The organism is Saccharospirillum alexandrii, from assembly GCF_043641555.1.
Classification (GTDB): domain Bacteria; phylum Pseudomonadota; class Gammaproteobacteria; order Pseudomonadales; family Natronospirillaceae; genus Saccharospirillum; species Saccharospirillum alexandrii_A.
Map to the genome: position 1 here is coordinate 301,761 of NZ_JBHZRJ010000004.1, position 21,180 is coordinate 322,940.

A 21,180-nucleotide genomic window follows, 5' to 3' on the forward strand; every position below is an offset into this window, starting at 1 on the left:
CGTGCCCGCAGTAGAGGTACCCGGTGGTCCGATCTGCACCGGAGGATAATGTGCTACCTACGCCAATTGTCCTGAGAATTTCTGACTCATGACACTAGCGGAGGTTCATTGCAGACAGCAATGCTTGTATTTCTTGCCACTGCCACAGGGGCAGGGGTCGTTACGGCCAACCGACTGCCTGGGTTCGGCCGCCGACTGGGCAACGGCCCCAACCGAGATCGACAGGCGCGAAAACAGATCGGCTGCCTTGGGAAACTGGCCCAATATCTGGTCGGCCAGTTGCTCAGGCCGCAGCGGTGACGAGCGCCGCGCAATGAATTCCCGTGCTTTGTCGGGTGAGGCAAAAAAGCTGAGGGCAAAATACAGGCTGTCGAGTTCCGAACGCAATTCTGCCGGCACCAGCGTCAGCCAAAGCGGCCGGGCATGGATGAAGCCAGCCTCAAAGCCCAGGCTCCAGTCGTTCATACGATGGCCGGGTTTGATCTGATTAACCGCATCCATACCGGCCGTATCAGGTATCGGGTATTCCTGTTTTTCACAGGCCTGTTCAATATGGCGCTGCAACGACAGCACGGCGTTAAGGGCATTCGAAGCGGGTTCAATATGGCCAAACAGGGGCAATACATCTCCCAGCCAGTCACTGGCTGATACCGGTACCGGCGCCTGACTGATGGCAAAGAAAAACCCATTCAAGCCGTCGAGACTCGGTGGTACCGGGCCCTCGGCATTTTCAGTTGGCAGGTTGTCAGTTACCCACTGACGGGCATCCTGATAACTCAGGCTTTTAACGTTCAGTGACTCAGTCATGCTTCGCCTGTTGTGAGAAAGCGGCCTGTTGAGCGTCGCTGGCTTCGGTCTGGTATTTGGCTTTCCACTGATCGTAGGGCATGCCGTAAACCACCTCACGGGCGCTGTCTTTAGTGATGTCGACGCCTTGTTCGCTGGCTGCTTCCTGGTACCAGCGCGACAGGCAATTGCGACAAAAACCCGCCAGATTCATCAGATCGATGTTCTGCACATCGGTGCGTTCCTGCAAATGCTGTACTAATCGGCGGAACGCCGCTGCTTCAAGTTCAGTCTTGGTTGGGTCTTGCATGGGGAGTACTCCTGAACAGCCGGCGATTAACCGCCGGCTTTTTTTACCGTATAGCCTTGCTGGCTTAACTCGGTCACCAGCAGATCACGCTGGTCACCCTGTATCTCGATCACGCCGTCTTTGACGGTGCCGCCCGTTCCGCACTTGGCTTTCAGTTTTTTAGCCAAGGCTTTCAGGTCTTTCTCTGCCAGCGGAATGCCGCGAATCAGCGTTACGCCTTTGCCTTTGCGGCCTTTGGTCTCTCGGCTGATGCGAACAATGCCATCACCCTCGGGAATCGTCTCCTGAGACGTGCACTGGCATTGCGAGCGGGGTTGCTGGCAATCCGGACAGGTGCGGCCCGATTCAGTGCTGTATACCAGAGCCATGGTCGCCTCTTAAAACCGTTTAATGGGGCGCGCAGTTTACCACAGCCGCCCAATGAATCTCAGGCCGTACTGGCGTTCTCGCTGGCAATCTGGCGCAGTGCCTGAACAAACACCTCAGCCGGCTGACCACCGGTGATGGCGTATTTGCCGTTCACAATAAAGGTCGGTACCGAGCTTACGCCCATCTGCTGATAATGCCCTTCTTCGGCCCGAACCGCCTGCTCATAGTGGTCTGAGGCGAGCACCGCTGCTGCACTGTCCCGATCGAGTCCGGCTTTTTCGACGGCCTGCAACAACACCTCGGTGTCGTTCACATTGGTCCGATCGGTGAAATAGGCTTCAAACAGCGCCAGTTTCAGTGCCGTTTGCTGTTCAGTGTCTTTTGCCCAGTGCAGCAGACGGTGGCAGTTGAAGGTGTTCTGGGTGCGCATGTCGTCGGTGAAATTGAAGGTAAAACCAACCTGGCTCCCTGCCTCTGTAATGCGCTTGCGGTTCTCTTCGCTCTGCTCAAAACTCATGCCGTATTTCGCCATGATGTGCTCACGCCAGTTTTCGCCTTCGGCCGGTGCATCAGGCCGCAGTTCAAAGGCATGCCAGGCGAGGTCGGCTTCGATCTCACCGTCCAGTGACGCCAGCGCCTGCTCCAGATTTTTATAGCCGATGACGCACCAGGGACAGGCCACATCAGACACAACATCAATACTCAGATTTTTCATGGTTACCTCTTCACTTCGCGGTTCATAGCCGCAACTCTGTGGCCGTTCTGGATCAGGCCCACTGTTCGATCAGGGTTTTTGCCAGGCGGTGGCCGCTGCGCCAGGCGCCTTCGAGGCGGTCTCCCTGGGTCCAGTCTCCGGCCAGACCAATGGCCAGGTTGGTGTCAAAGGCAGCATCCAGACGCGTTTCGGTACCGGAGCGGGCATACAACCAGCGATGCTTGAAGCGATCCGACACCGCTGGCAGTTCCGGTTGGCCCAGACGACGCAATGCCGCCAGACACTGCTGTTCCAGCAAGCTGTCCGAGGCATCCAGATGATTGGCCGACCACTGGGCGGTAAAGTGCGCAACCCAGGTTTCAGGCTCTGCAGCACGCCCGGGCTTGCTGCTGTCACGGGCCAGCCAGTTCACAACGCCGGTTTTTACAAAGGCTGCATCCGCCTCAATGCCGGTGGGCTCACTGAAGGTGATGGCCAGCGCCCAGCAGGGCAACATGGCGGTTGTACCGCGCAACGGCACTTCCAGGTTTGAGCCCGGCGGCAGTAACGCCAGCGACTGGGCCAAAGGCGCAGTCAGCAAGACGGCGTCGAACTGACCATACTGCTCGCCCTGGTCATCCCACAGACGCCACTGTTTACCGACGCGTTCCAGCCGGTCGACCCGGGTTTGAACAAACAGATCAAGCCCTTCGCTCAGGCCTTGCACCATGGCGTTCATCGTTGGCGTACCGACGTATCGCGTCTGCTCATCCGGAGACGACTGAACGCCGTCGCCGTTCAGCACCACGGGCGATACGGGCCAGGGCGCGACCCAGCCCTCAGCCAGCCAGTGATCAACCTCCTGCTGGAAGGCCGGATCCCGCACCGTAAAGTATTGCGCGCCATGGTCCGCCTGCCAGCCGTCGCGGCGGCGTGTCGCCAGGCGGCCACCACGGCCACGGCTTTTCTCGAAAACCTGACACCGGTGACCGGCCTGTTCGAGTTCACGCGCCAACGTCATGCCCGACAACCCGGCACCCACGACTGCAAACACTGCCATGATGAGACTCCTGACTTAATCGCTGTTGAAATGAAAATGCGCTTTGACTCTTACCGTCGAACCTTCAGGGTTTTCCGGTTTGAACTCTGGTTACTTACTATGGGGTTCACCCGGGCTATCCGCAAACGGGTTAACAAAAGAAAATGGTCGAATACCAATCTTGCTGCACCCGGGCGCAGACACTTGACCAAATGCGTTACACTGTAACCTACATGGCAACAGCGTTGCCGGATCACCTTTTAATTGGACCCTTTGACCCAACCTTTACGCCAACTTAGCCAAGTACCGCCGGGTCATGACCACAGACCGCTACCGAGTATCAGAGACCGCCATGAGCATCGAACAACGCGCCACTGTCACTATTCCCCTGGGTGAAGCCTCGGTGCCCACCCGTTTTGTCAGTTTTAATGACCTCAGTGACAACAAGGAACATCTGGCCATTCTTTATGGCACGCCCGAACAGGATGATACCCCACTGGTGCGCTTGCACAGCGAATGCCTGACCGGTGATGTGTTTGGATCGCAGCGTTGCGACTGTGGCGAACAGCTGCACGAGGCCCAGCGCCTGCTGGCCGATCAGGGCGGTGTTTTACTGTACTTGAGACAGGAAGGCCGCGGCATCGGCCTTTACAATAAGCTGGATGCCTATGCCCTTCAGGACAAGGGCATCGATACCTACACCGCCAACGAAATGCTCGGCTTCGCCCACGACATGCGTGATTTCAAACCCGCGGCTGAAATGCTGCTGGCGCTGGGCATTAAACGCATTCGCCTGCTGTCGAATAACCCGCATAAGGCCAGCCAGTTGCAGGACTTCGGCATTGAAGTCGTCGACCGTCAGGATACCGGTGTCTACGTCAACCAGCACAATGCGGCCTACCTGAAAGCCAAGGTCGACCAGCAAGCCCACACCATTTTGCTCGACCAGGCCCGCAAACCGGCATCGAGCGAGCGGTAATACCCTGTGCATAAACCGGGTATAACCATTGCATGAGCTGGGTATTGGCTGGGGAGCAAATATCAGTTTACCCGGTAAATTAAGGCTGAAATGGCCCTAAACCTGGGGATATCTCTGTGTGTTACCTTTGTGCATAAAAACCCAGCCTGTACGGGTTTTGTGACCACTGAACCTTATTCATGCCGCTACCGTAGACGTTGGTTATCATCCTTACCCCGGTAATTACCCGTGCCACGGACCCCCGCCAAACACAATCTGCCCGAAAAATACTGCGCCCTCTGCAAGCGCCCATTCAGCTGGCGTAAAAAGTGGGCCGATTGTTGGGATTCCGTCAAATATTGCAGCGAACGTTGCCGAAGATCCCGGAAAAAGAACGCCAATACGGCTGGTTAGGCACGAATACTGGACGTCCTGAAGACAGCATGACACTCTGACCGGATTAATAACGGTTCAGGGTACAGGTTATGCAATATCTCGAAGAATGGTTAACGGCAAGCGATGGTCACACCATTCCAGTCAGGGTCTGGCGTCCGCGGGCACCCAGAGCAACGCTGGTCATCGCTCATGGTATGGCAGAACACGCCAGCCGTTACGCGCCCCTGGCCGACTGGCTGAATAACCGGGATATCGCAGTCGTGGCGATTGAGCATCGTGGCCACGGCGACGACTGCCCCGAAGCCGATCTCGGCCACTATGCCGATCAGGATGGCTGGAACAAGGTAATTACCGACCTCGACCAGGTCGTCGACTACGCCCGTTCACTGGAACCCGATGCCCCTCTGACCCTCTTTGGCCACAGCATGGGGTCTTTCATTGCCCAGGCTTATGTTCAGCGCTTTGGTGATAAGCTGCAGGGGCTTATCCTCTGTGCCACCAACCGCATCAACCGGCCGCAATTAATGGTCTCCAAACTGCTGGTTGACGCGATCAAAGCCGCAAAAGGCCCCCGTCATCTGAGCCCGCTCGTCACCAAAATGACGTTCGGTGCCTTCAATAAAGCCTTCAAACCCAACCGCACGACCCATGACTGGCTGAGCCGGGATACCGACCAGGTTGATGCCTATCTGGAAGATGCCTACTGCGGCTTCGACTGCACGGTTCAGCTGTGGAGCGATTTTATCGGCGGTTTGCTCACCATCGATCCGCGCCAGTGGCCCAACGACCTGCCGGTCCATGTCATGTCTGGTACCGATGACCCCGTCGGTGAATTCGGCAAGGGTATTGGCAAACATATAGAAGCGATCAAGGCCGCTGGAGTTAATTTGGCCAGCACCCGCTTGTTCGAAGGCGGGCGCCATGAACTGGTGAATGAAACCAATGCGCTGGAGGTGTGGGAGCATCTGGCTGGGTGTGTGACGACTCGCTGATGATGGGGAGGTTAACTAGTTGTGGATATTGCCAACTCAAGTTTCAGAGTTCAGTTTTCTAGTGTGCCTTTCGTCCGCGACGGCTACCGGTGGTTCCTCTGTGGGGTCGGCGTAAATCCTTCCATGGAGCCTAGACCGCAGGATATGACTCCCATCCATGGGAGTCACCCTTCGGGCTCGCTCCGCTCATGCTAAAACGCTCCCGGCGTTTTAGTCCCTGCTGCGGACTTCCCCACAGAGGAACCACCGGCATCCATCGCTAGTATTGTGCGAACTCTGAAACTTGAGTAATCGTCAATTGGCGCTATTTGCCAATGCAAAAACTCGAAAAAATCCGCCCTAGCAGGTCATCAGAGGTAAATTCTCCGGTAATCTCGTTCAAGGCGTTCTGCGCCAAACGCAGGTCTTCAGCTAACAATTCCCCCGCGGCTGCGCCCAATAACTGGGCTTCACCCGACTGCAAAAACGCCTGAGCCTGATGCAAGGCTTCCAAGTGGCGCCGCCGGGCGATGAATCCGCCTTCGCGGGCACTTTCATAGCCCATCAGTTGTTTCAGGTGTGCCCGCAGAGCGTCGAGACCAACTTGGTCCCGTGCGGATAACCGGATCACCGGTTGTGAATGCTCTGTGGATAAACCTGGGGATTCTTCTGTAATATCGATCTTGTTGCGCACCACGGTGATGGCCGCGTTGGCGGGCAGGCGATGCACAAAATCGGGCCATAACAGAGCCGGATCCGTCGCCTCGGTTTCACTCGCATCCACCATGAGCAGGACTCTGTCGGCCTGTTCGATCTCTTGCCAGGCACGTTCAACACCGATGCGTTCGACGGCATCCGGCGTATCCCGCAGACCAGCGGTATCGATGATGTGTAACGGCATGCCGTCTATGTGGATATGTTCGCGCAGCACATCGCGGGTGGTGCCGGCGATGTCAGTCACAATAGCCCGCTCGTTACCTGCCAGGGCGTTCAGCAGACTGCTTTTACCCGCGTTTGGCCGGCCGGCAATCACCACCGTCATGCCATCGCGCATCAGGCTACCTTGGTTGGCCGCCTCAGTGACTCTGTCGAGCTGATCAATGATAGCCGCCAAATCCGATTGCACCTTACCATCGGAGAGAAAATCGATTTCTTCCTCGGGAAAGTCGATCGACGCTTCGACGTAAATACGCAGACTGATCAGTTGTTCAACCAGGCTATGAATTTCTTTGGAGAAGGCGCCTTGCAGGGAACGCACGGCAGAGCGAGCGGCTTCGCTGGAGGAGGCGTCGATCAGGTCGGCAATGGCCTCGGCCTGGGCCAGGTCCAGCTTGTCGTTCAGAAAGGCACGTTCGGAGAATTCGCCGGGTCGCGCCAGGCGCGCGCCAAGTGCCATGACCCGCTGCAGCAGCAAATCCAGAATGACCGGCCCGCCGTGTCCCTGCAGTTCGAGCACGTCTTCACCGGTAAAGGAGTTGGGATTAGCAAAAAACAGAGCAATGCCTTCGTCCAGTGATTGCTGGTCGGCATCGAGAAAGGGGCCGTAATGGGCGTTGCGAACCTGGGGGGTGTAACCGAGTACGGCATGAGCGATATCGACTGCGCCCGTTCCGGAAACCCGGATGATGCCAACGCCACCTCGTCCGGGTGGCGTTGCCAGGGCACAGATCGTATCGCGGTCGGACATCAGCTGCCCGATTTGGCCTTGTCGGCTTTCTCAAACTGACGGTTAACGATGTACTGCTGCACGATGGTGGTTACGTTGTTGACGAACCAGTACAGCGTCAGACCGGCCGGGAACCAGAGGAACATGAAGGTGAAGATCACTGGCATGAACTTCATCATCCGCGCCTGCATTGGGTCCATGCTTGGTTGCTGCTGCATTTGCATTTGCACGAACATAGAGGCACCCATCAGCAGCGGCAGCACGAAGTAGGGGTCTTTGATCGACAGGTCTTCAATCCAGAAGATAAACGGCGACTGACGCAGCTCAACGGCTTCCATCAGCACCCAGTACAGGGCAATGAAGATCGGCATCTGCACCAGGATCGGCAAACAGCCGCCCATGGGATTCAGCTTCTCTTTCTTGTACATCTTCATCATTTCCTGGCCCAGACGCTGGCGATCGTCGCCGAACTGCTCACGCAGTTGCGTCATCTTCGGCGCAAATTTGCGCATCTTGGCCATGGAACGGTAGCTTGAAGCGGTCAGTGGGTAGAGAACCATCTTGACCGTGAGAGTCATCAGTACAATCGCCCAGCCCCAGTTGCCAACCAGGCCGTGCATGAACTGCAACAGTTTGAACAAAGGCTGGGCCGCCCACCACAACCAGCCGTAATCGACGGTCAGTTCCAGGTGCTCGGCGATGGTTGCCAGGTCGTCCTGATCTTTCGGGCCGACGTAGAGTTGGGCCGAGGTGGTTGCCGTATCACCCGGTGCCACCGTTAATGCCGGCGACTGAAAACCCGCGTAATAGAGGCCGTTTGCGAGTTGACGCGTATAGTAGCTGTGCGACTGATCGGTCGCAGGTACCCAGGCAGATAGGAAGTAATGCTGCAGAATGGCGATCCAGCCACCGGTCTGGGTGATGCGGTAGGTTTCGTCTTCCATATCGCCAAAGGAGATCTTGCGATAACGGTCGTCCGGTGTGGTGATGGCTGCGCCGAGGTAAGACGCCATGCCAATCTGGCCACCGGCGCTTGGATCATCAGAACGGTCACGCTTGAGCTGGGCAAACAGATTGGTGGTGATGGCCTGTTCCGATCCGTTCTGGATTTCGTAACGAATGTCGATCAGGTAACTGCCACGGGTCAGCGTGAAAATCTTGTTGACGGTAACGCCCGCGTCGGTGGTATGCGCCAGGGTCACTTCAAGCTGCTCGGTACCCTCGTCCAGCTGGTACTCGCTTTGCTCTACCTGATAGCGCGCACGTTGCTCGCTGTCGATGCCATCGGGCCCGACCAGGCCACTCATGGCCGTGTAAGTGCGCAGGCGGTTTTCAAGAATGCTGAAGGGGACATTCGGCGTATCGGCGCGGGCCGGGTATTCAGGCAGAGCCGCATTGATGACGTCACCGCCATTCAGGTCAATCGTCAGATCAAGCACGTCAGACGTCAGTCTGACTACATCCCCACTGGCCGCTGATGCAGTCACACTGGCACTGGGTCCACCCGCTGCTTCAGGCACTTCACTGTCCGGTGCGGCAGCACTGGCGGTATCAGAAGGAACCTCGGACTGAGGGACTTCCAGAGGAGCCATTTCTGACGAACTGGCGGTTTGCTCTTGCTGCGGCGCACCGGAATAGTCAGACGACCACTGCAGGACCAAGATGTAAGAGACCACGGCAAAACCCGCGATCAGGACAATACGGCGCACATCCATAATCAATTTCCAGTCAGATCATTAACCCTGAACCGATTCCTGACTGTCAAAAACACGCTATACCCAACGCACCAGGGGTCGGATGAAGATGGGAGCAGTCTGTAGTGGCCCGGTTCAGGCTGAGGAAGCTACACGGCAGACGACATCCGCCCGCTTCCTGTGTAAAAAGCGCCGAAATGGTACCTGCACAGGGTGTTTATTGCCAGCCAAATACCGGCCGCAGGGCAAAAACGGTCATCCCGCTTCAGGCTGACTCTGCCGCGGCCTTATGCCAGCGACGTGTCAGGCGTCTGAGCTGTTTATCAATCAGCTCGTGCAACTGCTCATGCGTCAGCGAACCGAGTTCTTTTCGACCCATCAGGATGATGTCGAGCGGTGGCCAGTCGGCGTAATGCAATCGAAAAACTTCGCGGGCACATCGCTTGATGCGGTTTCGGGCTACCGCCGTGCGGATGTTCTTTTTGGCGAGAATAAAACCAAGGCGAGCCGATCCCGATTGTGCCGGGCGGGACAGAAGCAATAATTCGGGGCAGGCCGATTTGACGGCTACCTGATCGAAAACGGCGCGGAAATCCCCGGGGGTCAGCAGACGGTGACTGCGAGGATGTCCGTAACCCGGTGCAGATTCAGTACCGGGTTCCTGGGCGCTTTCCGGAGAAATACCGGTTAAACCGTCAGGGCAGCACGACCACGAGCACGGCGACGAGCCAGAACCTTGCGGCCATTGGCTGTGGCCATACGGGCACGAAAACCGTGGGTACGCTTGCGCTTCAGGACGCTGGGTTGAAAAGTACGTTTCATGGTTGTTCTCACACCGAGTCGGGGGAAGCAGTGCTTCCGGTTAGGCATCGGGTCCGATTTCCCATTTTCTGGAAGAGATCGAACCCCTAAATTTGGACGGCGGATTCTAATCACTTTGACGGTGTAATTCAATGACGATTTTTTAATCAGTGAGTATCCAGCTCACAGGTACTCATTCGGGTTCTTCGTTTAGAAATGGGTGTGATGTTTTTCAGGCTTGTCACTTAAAGAATATATATAGGTATGTAGTGTTTTAGGTTTAGTTCATTGTTGTTACTTATTAGTGCAGCTGGTTTCTGTTTAAAAGCCAATAAAATCGTTATAAAACAATAGGTTACAGACTCATTAAGTCTGGGTTTCCCTGGGTACGGCCTGGGTATGAGCGGTCAACAAGGTGTGTGTAACTTGGCTACTTATACACAATGATTTATACACAAAACCGTCCCTGTGGTTACGCACAGCCTTGTGCGCCCGGTTATTCACAGACTTTGCCTGTCTGGGGTTCTTGTCGAAAAATGCCCTGTAAGGCCCTGATAAAGCGGGATTAGGGTGATTTGAGCGGCTGTGAATAGAAGAATCGATAGCGCTGTTTTCGACAAGACTGCGACTGGCGTGTGGCGTGTGGGCAAGTTAGAATGCGGCTTCTATTTTGATCGTCTTCCGGAGAGTTTGTGCCCGATTCAGCCTGGCAACAGTGTCTTGACCTGCTGCGCGGAGAGGTTCCCTCGCATCAGTTCAATACCTGGATTCGCCCCCTGAGCCATCGGCAAGATGGTGAGGCGCTGGTGTTGCTGGCACCCAACCGTTTTGTGGGTAACTGGGTTCGGGACAAGTATCTGCATCGCATTCAGGAACTGATGAATCAGTTTGGTGCGACCGGGGCGGAAGTGCTGGTTGAAGTCAGTGCCCGATCCGGTCGTCCGGCACGGCCGGCGCGACGTACACCGGAACCCCAGCAACCGGCCTCTACCGGCAACGACGACAGAGTCCAGGCCAGTAACCTGGTAGCTCCGGAATCAGTTCAGGCTGATAACCAGCCGCCAACGACCGAGCCTGCTTCCGTTGTGGCTGAACGGCTGAACAATGACCCGATGCCTGTGCAAACGACGGGCTCCCAGCGCGGCAAGGGTAAGTTTCAAAGTTACCTGAATCCCGGTTTCAGCTTCGCTTCCTTTGTAGAGGGCAAGTCAAACCAACTCGCTCTGGCGGCGAGTCAGCAGGTGGCCGATAACGCCGGAGGTGCCTACAACCCACTGTTTATATACGGGGGCGTTGGTTTGGGTAAAACCCACCTGATGCAGGCAATCGGTAACCACATTGTCGATCAGAACCCGGGTGCCAAGGTGGTTTATTTGCACTCGGAACGGTTTGTGGCAGATATGGTTAAGGCGTTGCAGCTCAATGCCATGGCCGAGTTCAAGCGGTTTTACCGAAGTCTCGACGCACTGTTGATTGACGATATCCAATTTTTCGCCAAGAAAGACCGCTCCCAGGAAGAATTCTTTCATACCTTTAATGCGTTGCTGGAAGGGAACCAGCAGGTAATTCTTACCTGCGATCGTTACCCCAAGGAAATTGAAGGTCTGGAAGATCGCCTTAAAAGCCGCTTTGGCTGGGGCCTGACCGTCGCAGTGGAACCGCCGGATCTGGAAACCCGGGTGGCGATTCTGATGAAGAAGGCGGAAAAGCAGCGGGTTAAACTGCCGGCCGATGCAGCTTTCTTTATTGCTCAGCGAATCCGTTCGAACGTGCGGGAACTCGAGGGTGCGCTGAAACGGGTAGTGGCGAACTCGCAATTTACCGGGGCGGCGATCAATACCGCCTTTGTCAAAGAGTCGTTGAAAGACCTCTTGGCGCTGCAGGACAAACAAGTCAGTATTGATAATATTCAGCGCACCGTGGCTGAGTACTACAAAATCAAGATATCGGATCTGCACAGCAAGCGACGCAGTCGCAGCATTGCACGTCCGCGTCAGGTGGCGATGGCCCTGGCCAAAGAACTGACCCAACACAGCTTGCCGGAAATTGGCGAAGCCTTTGGCGGCCGCGACCATACAACGGTGTTGCACGCCTGTCGCAAGGTCAGGGAATTGCGCGAAACCACCCTGGACATCAACGAAGATTACAACAACCTGTTACGAACGCTGACCACCTGATTAATGGATGGAAACGGACTCATGATTCAATTCTCATTGCCACGAGACACCCTGTTAAAGCCGCTGCAACTGGTGGGGGGTGTTGTTGAAAAACGTCAGACATTGCCGGTACTGTCTAACGTGCTGCTGGAGATCGAAGGTAACCAGCTGTCACTCACCGGTACTGACCTCGAAGTCGAGATTCAGGGCCGGGTTGAACTATCGGAACCCTCTACCGAAGGCGCTGTCACGGTGCCAGCGCGTAAGTTGCTCGATATTGTCAAATCACTGCCGGACGACAGTTTGATCAGCCTGGTACAGAACGATGACCGGGTGGTGGTCACCAGCGGTCGCAGCCGCTTCACGCTCTCCACCTTGCCGGCATCGGACTTCCCGAATGTCGAGGAAGATGAAAACACCCTGAATTTCAACATGCCGCAGAAAACGTTGAAAAAGCTCGTAGATGCCACTTCTTTTGCCATGGCGCAACAGGATGTGCGTTATTATTTGAATGGCATGTTGCTTGAATTGTCGCAGAACAGGGTCCGTACGGTAGCGACAGACGGTCATCGTCTGGCTATGAGTAGCCAGGATGTCGAGGCATTGGGTGTTGAGGAACGGCGTCAGGTTATTGTGCCGCGCAAAGGTATCCTTGAATTGAACCGGCTGATGAGTGACTCGGATGATTCGGTCGAGATTTCACTGGGCACCAACCATCTGCGTGCAAAAACGGCGGCCTTTACCTTCAGTTCCAAACTGGTTGATGGCAAGTTTCCGGATTATGAGCGGGTAGTGCCGCGCGGTGGCGACAAAGAAGTGGTCGGCGACCGGCAATCGTTACGTTCCATTTTTGGTCGTGCGGCCATTCTCTCCAACGAAAAGTACCGTGGCGTCCGCCTCCTGCTCAGTGAGAATAATCTCCAGGTCAGGGCCAATAACCCGGAGCAGGAAGAAGCCGAGGTAAATCAGGAAATTGATTACCAGGGCCCGGAACTCGAAGTCGGCTTCAATGTAACCTACTTGCTCGACGTCATGAACGTAACCCAGGGCGAGCAGGTCAAACTGGTGCTCTCAGACGCCAACAGCAGCGCCCTGCTGAGCGATTTCGATGATGACTCGTCGGTTTATGTTGTGATGCCGATGCGTCTGTAACCGGGCACAGGGTCTTAAGCCCCGCATGTCCATTCGACGACTGACCATTCAGGGTGTCCGCAACCTGGCGGAGACCCGTTTCGACCCCGGTCCGGGTGTTAATGTGCTGGCCGGGGATAACGGCGCTGGCAAGTCGTCGGTGCTCGAAGCCATTCACCTGCTGGCACTGGCTCGCTCCTTCAAAGTCTCTCGTACCCGTACCCTGATTCGCCAGGGCGTCGACGACGCGACAGTGTTCGCAGAGTTCACCAACAAGACCCGGGTTGGCGTGCAACGCTCGCGCAATGGGCACCACAGCATTCGCATCAACGGTGAGTCGGTAACCGCCGTGTCTGAACTGGCGCAACGGCTTCCCCTACAATTGATTCACAGCGACAGCTTCCTGTTACTGGAAGGCTCGCCGGGGCATCGCCGGCAGTTTCTGGACTGGGGTGTGTTCCATCAGGAAGACGCCTTCCACAGTCAGTGGCAAAACGCGCAAAAAAGCCTTAAAAACCGCAACTCCCTGCTTCGATCTGGTAGAATAGAGCGTTCTCAGCTGGCCGTTTGGCAGCGTGAATTTATCACCGCTGCCGAGCAGCTGGATGATTTGAGAAAGCAGTACCTGGAGGGGTTCGTGCCCCGGTTTCACCAGGTGCTGGCCGCCCTGATCGATCTGCCCGATGTTCGGATTCATTATTACCGGGGCTGGGACAAAGCGCGGCCACTGGCCGATGTGCTCGAGCAGCAATGGGAGCGTGATCTTAAGCTGGGGTATACCCAGAGCGGCCCGCAACGCGCCGATATGCGCATCAAGGTGGGTAACCAGGCCGCCAGCGATGTGCTGTCGCGAGGCCAGCAAAAGCTGGTGGTGTGTGCACTCAAGGTTGCTCAGAGCCTGCATTTGCAAGACGTTCACCACCGCCCAACGACCTTTCTGGTAGATGATCTGCCAGCTGAGTTGGATCGGCACCATATTCAGAAGTTAGGCGCCCTGATGGAAGGACTGACCGGTCAGGTCTTTATGACCAGTGTCGACCCGTCACTCCTCAAGGATTTTTGGCAAGCGCCGGATCGGGTCCGAGTGTTCCATGTGGAACAGGGCCAGGTACGTCCGGCGAACGATTTGGAGCTACCAGATGAGTAACAGTTACGATTCCTCCAGTATTAAAGTACTAAAGGGACTGGATGCTGTGCGCAAGCGTCCCGGCATGTACATTGGGGATACGGACGATGGCACCGGTTTGCACCACATGGTGTTTGAGGTGGTGGATAACTCCATCGACGAAGCCCTGGCAGGGCACTGCAAAGACATCAAGGTAGTGATTCACCCGGATGAATCGGTCACCGTCAGCGACGATGGCCGGGGCATCCCGACCGACATGCACGAAGAAGGGCAGTCGGCTGCGGAAGTGATCATGACGGTTCTCCACGCCGGTGGTAAGTTCGACGACAACAGCTACAAGGTCTCGGGCGGTTTGCACGGTGTGGGCGTTTCAGTCGTAAACGCCCTGTCTTCTGAAGTGATTCTTACCATTCGCCGTGATGGCAAAGTGCATGAGCAGCGCTATGTGCATGGGGTACCGCAAGAACCGCTCAGAGTGGTAGGGGAGGCTGATTACACCGGGACGACCATTCACTTTAAACCGTCCGCCGAGACCTTTACGTCCATTGAGTATTCTTTTGATATTCTGGCCAAGCGTTTGCGTGAGCTGAGTTTTCTGAACTCCGGGGTTGCGATACATCTGAAAGACGAGCGCAGCGGCAAAGAAGAGTATTTCAAGTATGAAGGTGGCTTGAAGGCGTTCGTTGACTACCTGAACAAGAACAAGCAGACCCTGAACCAGGTGTTTCATTTCTCGTTTCAGCGGGAAGAAGACGGCATCGGCGTGGAAGTGGCCATGCAGTGGAACGATACCTATCAGGAAAACATTCTGTGCTACACCAATAACATTCCCCAGCGAGATGGTGGTAGTCACCTGGCTGGTTTCCGTGCGGCCCTGACGCGCACACTGAATACCTATATTCAGAATGAAAATCTGCAAAAGAAACACAAGGTGCAGACCACCGGCGATGATGCACGTGAAGGTCTGACAGCCATCATCTCTGTTAAAGTGCCCGATCCGAAATTCAGCTCCCAGACCAAAGACAAGCTGGTTTCCAGCGAGGTTAAACCGGCGGTTGAACAGGAAATGGGTAAGCAATTCGGTGATTTCCTGCTGGAAAACCCGAACGAAGCCAAAATTCTGGTCGGTAAGATGATCGATGCAGCCCGGGCCCGTGAAGCAGCCCGTAAGGCCCGCGACATGACCCGACGCAAAGGCGCACTGGATATCGCGGGCCTCCCCGGGAAACTGGCAGACTGTCAGGAGAAGGATCCGGCGCTGTCTGAACTGTACCTGGTGGAGGGCGATTCAGCCGGTGGCTCTGCCAAACAGGGGCGTGATCGTCGTACCCAGGCCATTCTGCCGTTGAAAGGCAAGATTCTGAACGTCGAGAAGGCCCGCTTCGATAAGATGCTACAGTCAGCTGAAGTCGGCACGCTGATCACGGCGCTGGGTTGCGGCATCGGCCGCGAAGAGTTCAATCTGGCCAAACTGCGCTATCACCAGATCATTATCATGACGGATGCCGACGTCGATGGCTCGCACATTCGTACCTTGTTGCTGACCTTCTTTTTCCGGCAAATGCCGGAGCTGATTGAGAATGGCCACATCTATATTGCCCAGCCGCCCCTGTTCAAGCTCAAGAAGGGCAAGCAGGAACAGTACATCAAGGATGAAAAAACCCTGGAGCAGTACCTGATCTCCCAGGCGCTTGATGGCACGGAGTTGTTTGTGAATGACACAGCCCCGCCGATCCGCGATGCCCAGCTCGAAAATCTGGTTAACCAGTATAAAGACGTAATGAGTCGGATTGACCGGATGAGCCGGGTTTATCCGAAAGCGGTGCTGCAAGAACTGATCTACATGCCGGATCTGACACCGGAGATGTTGTCGAGCCAGGAAGAAGTCGCCGACTGGGTGGATCACCTGAGCGATCGTCTGCTGGATACCAACGCCGGCAGCACAACCTATCAAATGTCGATCACTGAAGATAAAGAACGCCACATCTTTGTACCCAAGGTGCAGGCGATTGCTCATGGCCTGGGAACGGACTACCAGTTCTCCCATACCTTCTTTGAAAGCAAGGAGTACCAGGCCATTGTCGCGTTGCGCAATCAGCTGGACGGCCTGATTGAAGAGGGCGCCTATCTCAAACGAGGCGAGAAGTCCCAGCCCATAGCGGAGTTCGAGGAAGTCATCGAATGGATGATGGGTGAGGCCAAGCGCGGGTATAACATTCAGCGTTATAAAGGGCTGGGTGAAATGAACCCGGACCAGCTGTGGGAAACCACCATGGATCCGGAACAGCGCCGTATGCTGCAGGTGACCATTGAAGATGCTATCGGGGCAGACCAGATATTCAGCACCTTGATGGGTGATGATGTAGAGCCACGACGTGCCTTTATCGAGACAAATGCGTTGCTGGTGAGCAACCTGGATTACTAGGAGGTTTCTTTTACTATGCTGCCTCTAGTTCGTGCTGGCAACCGGTCGGTCTATCCGGGGTCGGCGTGTATCCATCCCTGGAGCCTAGACCGCAACATCCCTGTTGCGGACTACCCCGGATAGACCGACCGGCCGCCAGCACTTACCTGGGTATCACGGTTAGACTTAAAGACTAGTAATTCGATATTCGACTAAAGGGCCTACTAAGGCCCTTTTTTTAGATTGATATAAAGTTTTTTAACCCATAGAAGTGGTGGTGCCCGCGCCTGGTGCGCACCTAGCTAGTTAGTGCTAGACAATAAAAGGTATTATTGTCTCGCTCATTGGCTAGCTATTAAGTTCCACGTGGAACATGGTTCAAATTAAGTGATCTTTAATCAGGGTCATCCTTGTGGGTGCTCAAACAATCAGGCCAGTAACGGTCCTTTGGAAAGCGTCTCCGATTGTCTGCCAATAACCCCTCCGCCTTTAACAACTCATATTGCGTAATTGATCCAGGATGCTCAGTAATCTTCCGTTGCTATTGATGATCCTGAACCAGGGCAGTCCGGATTCCCTTGGCAGTGTTCTTAGCCAGGCTTGTATTTGCCGAACATGAACGCCGCACAGGCTTGCCAGGCGGCCATAGCTGGTGAAGTAGCCGGGAGGAATGGAGCTCAGGGTCTGGTAGAACGCGGCTTTGGGCGATGTGTGGACGTCATCCTGGTGGTTGCCTGACATGCCTTCCTACCTGAAACAGAATTGAATAGTCAGTTTAGCCGCTGCGGTGACTTCAGTGAATGGGTGGCATCAAGGTTGGTGGGAAAGAGAAGAGGGGATTAAAAATTAGATTTGTTGTGAATGTAAGGGTTTGTTCCACGTGGAACACACCCTTACGAACGACATCTATCGTTATCAGCTTTGGAGTTTGTCCAAGGCGTTAATGACGTGCTCTGAAGAACTGACTTCGAACTGGCCCGGCTCTTCCACTGCTATCCATTCTACGATGCCGTTTTTAGCAATCAGTGCGAAACGGCGCGAGCGTACGCCCATGCCGCGGCCGGTTGCGTCCATTTCCAGCCCCAGGGCTTCTACAAAATCGGCATTACCATCGGCGATCATGTCCAGGGCATCTGCATTCTGCTGTTTGCCCCAGGCAGCCATGACGAAGGCATCGTTGACACTGAGACAGACAATACGGTCGACTCCCTTGGCTGTTAGGGTGTCGGCGTTTACCACGAAGCCGGGCAGGTGGGATTGGCTGCAGGTGGGGGTGAAGGCGCCGGGGACGGCAAACAGCACGACCGTCTGGTCGGCAAACAGGTCGTCGGATGACACGCTGACGGGGCCGCCTTCGCCCATACGGTGCAGCAGGACATTGGGCAGGGTTTCTCCAACTTGAATGGTCATAATCTCAGGCTTCTCCATGGGTTCCAGTCTGTTCAGTTATGGTGTTTGATGGCCATGATATACGAAACCGGGCTGACGATGGACTTGATGCGGCTTTATTGAGACATTTACTGGATCGACCAACCACAGACTTCAGGAGCTAACTGGCCATGGTGTCCGAAGGTATTGATGCAAACAGCGCAGGAAAATATACGCTGGCGAGGATTCAGCCCGCTGATAACGCCGCCATGGCAATTGTGATCCGTCAGGGGTTGACTGAATTCGGCGCCAACCGGCCTGGTTTTGCCTGGCAGGACCCGGAGCTCGACGAACTGAGTCGCGCCTATAGCGGCGACACCACGGCTTATTGGGTCATCAGAAGCAGGGAAGGGGTTGTGGGTGGTTGTGGCATAGGCCGTCTGCAAGGGGTGGCGCAATGTTGTGAATTGCAAAAAATGTACGTTCTTGCCGAGCACCGTGGTGCCAGACTGGGCGCTCGACTGATGGAAGTGGCCCTCGACTTTGCTGCGCGTCATTACCAATGGTGCTATCTTGAAACCCTGAACGGGATGGCTCAGGCAGCGGCGCTGTATCGAAAATCCGGTTTTATTCGCCTGCCTCAACCCATTGGCCAAACCGGTCACAATGCGTGCGATCACTGGTATATTAAGGAGCTCAACAATAATAAGATAAGCGGATAACCTTGGGGCTGTGGTGCATGCGCATTGTTCTGGAAAACGAACAGTGAAGTGACCCGGCTTTTCAAATGGATTACCTCCCGGGCGAGTTGAACGTCTCCCTCACTGACTACCGTGCGACTGCCTGCCAAAGCCCGGAGCTGACAAATGGATGTTGAGCTGTGCTGTTAAGAATTATCCGGAGTGCGTTACTGAGCCGATTACAGCGCATCGCCGGAATCAGGCACTTGTCAGGGCTATTCAGCCTGTCTCCGTTATTGATTGTGCTGCTTGGATGCCTGGCGATGCCTGCGTTGCGGGCTGAGCCGATAGCACCGCTAATCGAACTGACGCAGTCGGATGTCGAAAATCTGGGCCCCCAAGTCTTGCTCCTGGCTGATGACAGCGGGCAATTATCGCCGTTTGATATTCTGCAACCGGAGTACGCTGGCGAGTGGACCAAGCACAGGGCACACAGCATCAGCCGCGGCTACGATGATACCCCTTTCTGGATACAGTTCAGACTGGATGCGGCCCAGTCAATTCACAAAGAATGGCACCTGGTTTTGTCCAATGCCCTGCTGGACTACGTGGATGTGTATCAGGTGTTTGGTAACAGCGGGCCCCGACTGATTTACCGCTCCGGTTTGCAACGTCCGAGCCAAAGCCGAACTGAAGATCACCGTTTCTTCATTATTCCGGTTGAGGTCTATGGGCCCACCACCTATCTGATGCGCATTGAAACCTCACCTTCGGCTCTGGTGCCGCTGCATGCCTATCCCAGTGATGACTTCTGGTCCCCCTTACTCAAAGCTGACATCGGCAACTGGCTGTTTTACGGCGTGTTGTTGGCGATGGTGCTGTACAACGGGTTCCTGTACACCACGGTGCGCGATGTCAGCTACCTGTTCTATGTGCTGTTTATTTCCGGTTTCGGGGTGCTGCAACTGTCGCTCGATGGGTATATGGCGCAGTATCTCTGGCCACCGGACCTGATCTATCACTATGAGTACAATTTCTGGATAACCCTGGCGACGGTTATCTTTGCCAGTTTCTTCGTCATCCACTTTCTGAATCTGCGGAACACCTCACGTGCACACCTGTGGGCGCTCTATGGCATGATAGCCCTGCAGTGTGTGGCTGCCGTTCTGCTGGTTACGATCGATCTCGACTGGTTTGCCCGATTGTATACGCCGACGATCATCGTATTTATGCTTCTGGCGGTGTCGGCCGGTATACGGGCTTGGCGCGTAGGTTTTATAGCCGCCAAGTTTTTTGTACTGGCCTGGGTGTTGTTCGCGGTAGGCAATTCGGTCTTTATACTGGGCCGCTTACTGGGCATTGAAGCGCCACTGCCACCTAATCTGGCGTCTAAGCTGGGGTCTTTTGCTGAGGCCATGTTACTGAGTTTTGCCCTGGCTTACCGGATTCGCTTGCTGAGGGATGAGCAGGATCGCCAACGCATGCGGGTGGAAGCCCAGAGCCAGTTCCTGGCGCAGATCAGCCACGAAATTCGAACGCCGCTAAACGGTGTGCTGGGAATGACGGAAGTTCTGTCCCGAACCCGGTTGGATGACGAACAGCGTGGCTATGTCGATACGATTCAGGGCTCGGGCAGTTCTCTGCTGGCACTGATCAACGACATTCTGGATTACTCCAAGATCGAGGCGGGGAAAATGGCGTTTCGCCGTGAACCGGTCGATGTACACCGATTGGTGCAACAGCAGGTGAAACTGTTCTTGTCTCAGGCAGAGCATAAGTCACTGGCGCTGACCGGTCACATAGACCCGGCAGTACCGGCCTGGGTGATGCTCGATGCGCAGCATGTGCGCCAGGTACTGTCTAATCTGGTTAGCAATGGCATCAAGTACACAGACCTGGGCTCGGTCAAATTAACGCTCAGTGTCGACCCCAAAGCACCCCGGCTGCTGGAGTTCCGGGTTGAAGACACGGGCATTGGCATTTCCGAGGTCGACCAGAAAAACCTGTTCAATCTGTACTCCGATGTTGATCCGGGGCGCCAGCGTAAAGCCGGTGGAACGGGGCTGGGTCTGGCTATCAGTCGTGAACTGGTGGCGTTAATGGGAGGCACATTAACGGTCAGCAGTGTGCCAAATCAGGGTTCCTGCTTCACCGTGAAGTTGCCGTTTCTGCAGGCTCGTCAGCGTCGTGAAGAAACCCGCCTGGTGGATGAACAGCCCCTGAAAGGTCTGCGCGTGTTGGTGGCGGAAGACAATATGGTCAATCAGCGGGTAATAGAGGGGCTACTGGAGAAACTGGGGCATCAGGTTGTGCTGGCCAGTCATGGTGGAGAAGCGCTAGAGGCCCGGCAGTCTGAGGATTTTGAGTGTGATGTCCTGCTCATGGATTGCGAAATGCCTCATATGGATGGCTATGCTGCAACAGAGGCTATTCGGTCATATGAGAAACGCCATAATTTGCTCCGGCTACCTATAGTGGCGCTGACTGCTCACGCTCTGGAAGATGTTCGCCGTCGTTGCATCGAGTCGGGTATGGATGACTTTTTGACCAAACCCATCAATACCCGCCACCTGGAACGGATACTGGCTCAGTTCGTGCGCGAACGGTGAACGCGGGTGAACGGGTTCGGAT

20 protein-coding genes are annotated in these 21,180 nt (G+C 55.3%); 9 read left to right on the forward strand and 11 right to left on the reverse strand.

Going from position 1 to position 21,180, the window contains the following annotated elements; all coding sequences use genetic code 11:
• Window positions 1-105: 105 nt before the first annotated feature.
• Genes ACHUE7_RS15870 through ACHUE7_RS15890 form a run of 5 tightly spaced genes read right to left on the reverse strand, consistent with a single transcriptional unit; the run spans window position 106 to window position 3,219 of the window.
• Window positions 106-807, reverse strand: coding sequence for an SEC-C metal-binding domain-containing protein (locus tag ACHUE7_RS15870; RefSeq protein WP_394170860.1), 702 nt, complete (start codon window positions 805-807; stop codon window positions 106-108).
• Complete coding sequence (locus ACHUE7_RS15875; RefSeq protein ID WP_394170861.1) at window positions 800-1,096, reverse strand: DUF1244 domain-containing protein; 297 nt, start codon at window positions 1,094-1,096, stop codon at window positions 800-802. Before ACHUE7_RS15875 ends, ACHUE7_RS15870 begins: the two co-directional genes overlap by 8 nt.
• A gap of 26 nt (window positions 1,097-1,122) precedes the next feature.
• Complete coding sequence (locus tag ACHUE7_RS15880) at window positions 1,123-1,464, reverse strand: translation initiation factor Sui1 (RefSeq protein ID WP_348474958.1); 342 nt, start codon at window positions 1,462-1,464, stop codon at window positions 1,123-1,125.
• Window positions 1,465-1,523: 59 nt separating this feature from the next.
• Entirely contained in the window at window positions 1,524-2,180 is a 657-nt protein-coding gene (locus ACHUE7_RS15885) for a DsbA family oxidoreductase (RefSeq protein WP_394170862.1), read from the reverse strand.
• Window positions 2,181-2,232: 52 nt separating this feature from the next.
• The gene (locus ACHUE7_RS15890; RefSeq protein ID WP_394170863.1) at window positions 2,233-3,219 is read right to left on the reverse strand and encodes an NAD(P)/FAD-dependent oxidoreductase; all 987 of its coding nucleotides are present in this window, start codon (window positions 3,217-3,219) and stop codon (window positions 2,233-2,235) included.
• Window positions 3,220-3,550: 331 nt separating this feature from the next.
• Between ACHUE7_RS15890 and ribA the strand changes: the two genes are divergently transcribed.
• From ribA to ACHUE7_RS15905, 3 genes are all read left to right on the forward strand, one after another.
• A complete protein-coding gene (gene ribA, locus ACHUE7_RS15895; RefSeq protein WP_394170864.1) occupies window positions 3,551-4,177 on the forward strand; it encodes a GTP cyclohydrolase II in 627 nt (208 codons plus the stop codon).
• A 228-nt stretch (window positions 4,178-4,405) separates the two neighbouring features.
• Window positions 4,406-4,570 (forward strand): DUF2256 domain-containing protein, encoded by a 165-nt coding sequence (locus ACHUE7_RS15900; protein ID WP_394170865.1) that lies wholly within the window; start codon window positions 4,406-4,408, stop codon window positions 4,568-4,570.
• A gap of 71 nt (window positions 4,571-4,641) precedes the next feature.
• Window positions 4,642-5,544, forward strand: coding sequence for an alpha/beta hydrolase (locus ACHUE7_RS15905; RefSeq protein ID WP_394170866.1), 903 nt, complete (start codon window positions 4,642-4,644; stop codon window positions 5,542-5,544).
• A gap of 304 nt (window positions 5,545-5,848) precedes the next feature.
• Here ACHUE7_RS15905 and mnmE read toward each other — a convergent pair whose 3' ends face one another.
• From mnmE to rpmH, 4 genes are all read right to left on the reverse strand, one after another.
• Window positions 5,849-7,210: a tRNA uridine-5-carboxymethylaminomethyl(34) synthesis GTPase MnmE gene (mnmE, locus tag ACHUE7_RS15910; RefSeq protein ID WP_394170867.1), complete on the reverse strand. Its 1,362-nt coding sequence runs from the start codon at window positions 7,208-7,210 to the stop codon at window positions 5,849-5,851.
• Window positions 7,210-8,904: a membrane protein insertase YidC gene (gene yidC / locus ACHUE7_RS15915; protein ID WP_394170868.1), complete on the reverse strand. Its 1,695-nt coding sequence runs from the start codon at window positions 8,902-8,904 to the stop codon at window positions 7,210-7,212. Before yidC ends, mnmE begins: the two co-directional genes overlap by 1 nt.
• Window positions 8,905-9,148: 244 nt before the next feature.
• Window positions 9,149-9,565, reverse strand: a complete 417-nt coding sequence (gene rnpA, locus ACHUE7_RS15920) for a ribonuclease P protein component (protein WP_394171076.1) — start codon at window positions 9,563-9,565, stop codon at window positions 9,149-9,151.
• A gap of 5 nt (window positions 9,566-9,570) precedes the next feature.
• The gene (gene rpmH, locus ACHUE7_RS15925) at window positions 9,571-9,705 is read right to left on the reverse strand and encodes a 50S ribosomal protein L34 (RefSeq protein ID WP_028670321.1); all 135 of its coding nucleotides are present in this window, start codon (window positions 9,703-9,705) and stop codon (window positions 9,571-9,573) included.
• 671 nt (window positions 9,706-10,376) lie between these two features.
• Here rpmH and dnaA point away from each other — a divergent pair.
• From dnaA to gyrB, 4 genes are read left to right on the forward strand one after another with little or no spacing between them, the layout of a single operon-like run.
• Window positions 10,377-11,861: a chromosomal replication initiator protein DnaA gene (dnaA, locus tag ACHUE7_RS15930; protein ID WP_394170869.1), complete on the forward strand. Its 1,485-nt coding sequence runs from the start codon at window positions 10,377-10,379 to the stop codon at window positions 11,859-11,861.
• Between the two features lie 24 nt (window positions 11,862-11,885).
• Complete coding sequence (gene dnaN / locus ACHUE7_RS15935; protein WP_394171077.1) at window positions 11,886-12,992, forward strand: DNA polymerase III subunit beta; 1,107 nt, start codon at window positions 11,886-11,888, stop codon at window positions 12,990-12,992.
• Between the two features lie 25 nt (window positions 12,993-13,017).
• Entirely contained in the window at window positions 13,018-14,118 is a 1,101-nt protein-coding gene (gene recF, locus ACHUE7_RS15940) for a DNA replication/repair protein RecF (protein WP_394170870.1), read from the forward strand.
• Complete coding sequence (gene gyrB / locus ACHUE7_RS15945) at window positions 14,111-16,522, forward strand: DNA topoisomerase (ATP-hydrolyzing) subunit B (protein WP_348474948.1); 2,412 nt, start codon at window positions 14,111-14,113, stop codon at window positions 16,520-16,522. The genes recF and gyrB overlap by 8 nt, the downstream gene beginning before the upstream one ends.
• Window positions 16,523-16,990: 468 nt before the next feature.
• On the opposite strand, the gene ACHUE7_RS15950 is transcribed toward gyrB, so the two are convergent.
• A complete protein-coding gene (locus ACHUE7_RS15950) occupies window positions 16,991-17,242 on the reverse strand; it encodes an MGMT family protein (RefSeq protein ID WP_394170871.1) in 252 nt (83 codons plus the stop codon).
• A 174-nt stretch (window positions 17,243-17,416) separates the two neighbouring features.
• Window positions 17,417-17,911, reverse strand: coding sequence for a peroxiredoxin (locus tag ACHUE7_RS15955; RefSeq protein ID WP_394170873.1), 495 nt, complete (start codon window positions 17,909-17,911; stop codon window positions 17,417-17,419).
• A gap of 149 nt (window positions 17,912-18,060) precedes the next feature.
• Between ACHUE7_RS15955 and ACHUE7_RS15960 the strand changes: the two genes are divergently transcribed.
• Together ACHUE7_RS15960 and ACHUE7_RS15965 are read left to right on the forward strand one after the other, a co-directional pair.
• Window positions 18,061-18,591, forward strand: coding sequence for a GNAT family N-acetyltransferase (locus tag ACHUE7_RS15960; protein WP_394170874.1), 531 nt, complete (start codon window positions 18,061-18,063; stop codon window positions 18,589-18,591).
• A gap of 224 nt (window positions 18,592-18,815) precedes the next feature.
• Window positions 18,816-21,158: a hybrid sensor histidine kinase/response regulator gene (locus ACHUE7_RS15965; protein ID WP_394170875.1), complete on the forward strand. Its 2,343-nt coding sequence runs from the start codon at window positions 18,816-18,818 to the stop codon at window positions 21,156-21,158.
• The last annotated feature ends 22 nt before the right edge of the window (window positions 21,159-21,180 follow it).

Coding starts and splice junctions, on each gene's coding strand:
- ACHUE7_RS15950 (WP_394170871.1), bottom strand. CDS start 17,242: ATGTCAGGCAACCACCAGGATGACGTCCACACATCGCCCAAAGCCGCG.
- ACHUE7_RS15960 (WP_394170874.1), top strand. CDS start 18,061: ATGGTGTCCGAAGGTATTGATGCAAACAGCGCAGGAAAATATACGCTG.
- ACHUE7_RS15880 (WP_348474958.1), bottom strand. CDS start 1,464: ATGGCTCTGGTATACAGCACTGAATCGGGCCGCACCTGTCCGGATTGC.
- mnmE (WP_394170867.1), bottom strand. CDS start 7,210: ATGTCCGACCGCGATACGATCTGTGCCCTGGCAACGCCACCCGGACGA.
- ribA (WP_394170864.1), top strand. CDS start 3,551: ATGAGCATCGAACAACGCGCCACTGTCACTATTCCCCTGGGTGAAGCC.
- ACHUE7_RS15870 (WP_394170860.1), bottom strand. CDS start 807: ATGACTGAGTCACTGAACGTTAAAAGCCTGAGTTATCAGGATGCCCGT.
- yidC (WP_394170868.1), bottom strand. CDS start 8,904: ATGGATGTGCGCCGTATTGTCCTGATCGCGGGTTTTGCCGTGGTCTCT.
- ACHUE7_RS15905 (WP_394170866.1), top strand. CDS start 4,642: ATGCAATATCTCGAAGAATGGTTAACGGCAAGCGATGGTCACACCATT.
- ACHUE7_RS15885 (WP_394170862.1), bottom strand. CDS start 2,180: ATGAAAAATCTGAGTATTGATGTTGTGTCTGATGTGGCCTGTCCCTGG.
- ACHUE7_RS15875 (WP_394170861.1), bottom strand. CDS start 1,096: ATGCAAGACCCAACCAAGACTGAACTTGAAGCAGCGGCGTTCCGCCGA.
- ACHUE7_RS15890 (WP_394170863.1), bottom strand. CDS start 3,219: ATGGCAGTGTTTGCAGTCGTGGGTGCCGGGTTGTCGGGCATGACGTTG.
- ACHUE7_RS15955 (WP_394170873.1), bottom strand. CDS start 17,911: ATGACCATTCAAGTTGGAGAAACCCTGCCCAATGTCCTGCTGCACCGT.
- recF (WP_394170870.1), top strand. CDS start 13,018: ATGTCCATTCGACGACTGACCATTCAGGGTGTCCGCAACCTGGCGGAG.
- rpmH (WP_028670321.1), bottom strand. CDS start 9,705: ATGAAACGTACTTTTCAACCCAGCGTCCTGAAGCGCAAGCGTACCCAC.
- gyrB (WP_348474948.1), top strand. CDS start 14,111: ATGAGTAACAGTTACGATTCCTCCAGTATTAAAGTACTAAAGGGACTG.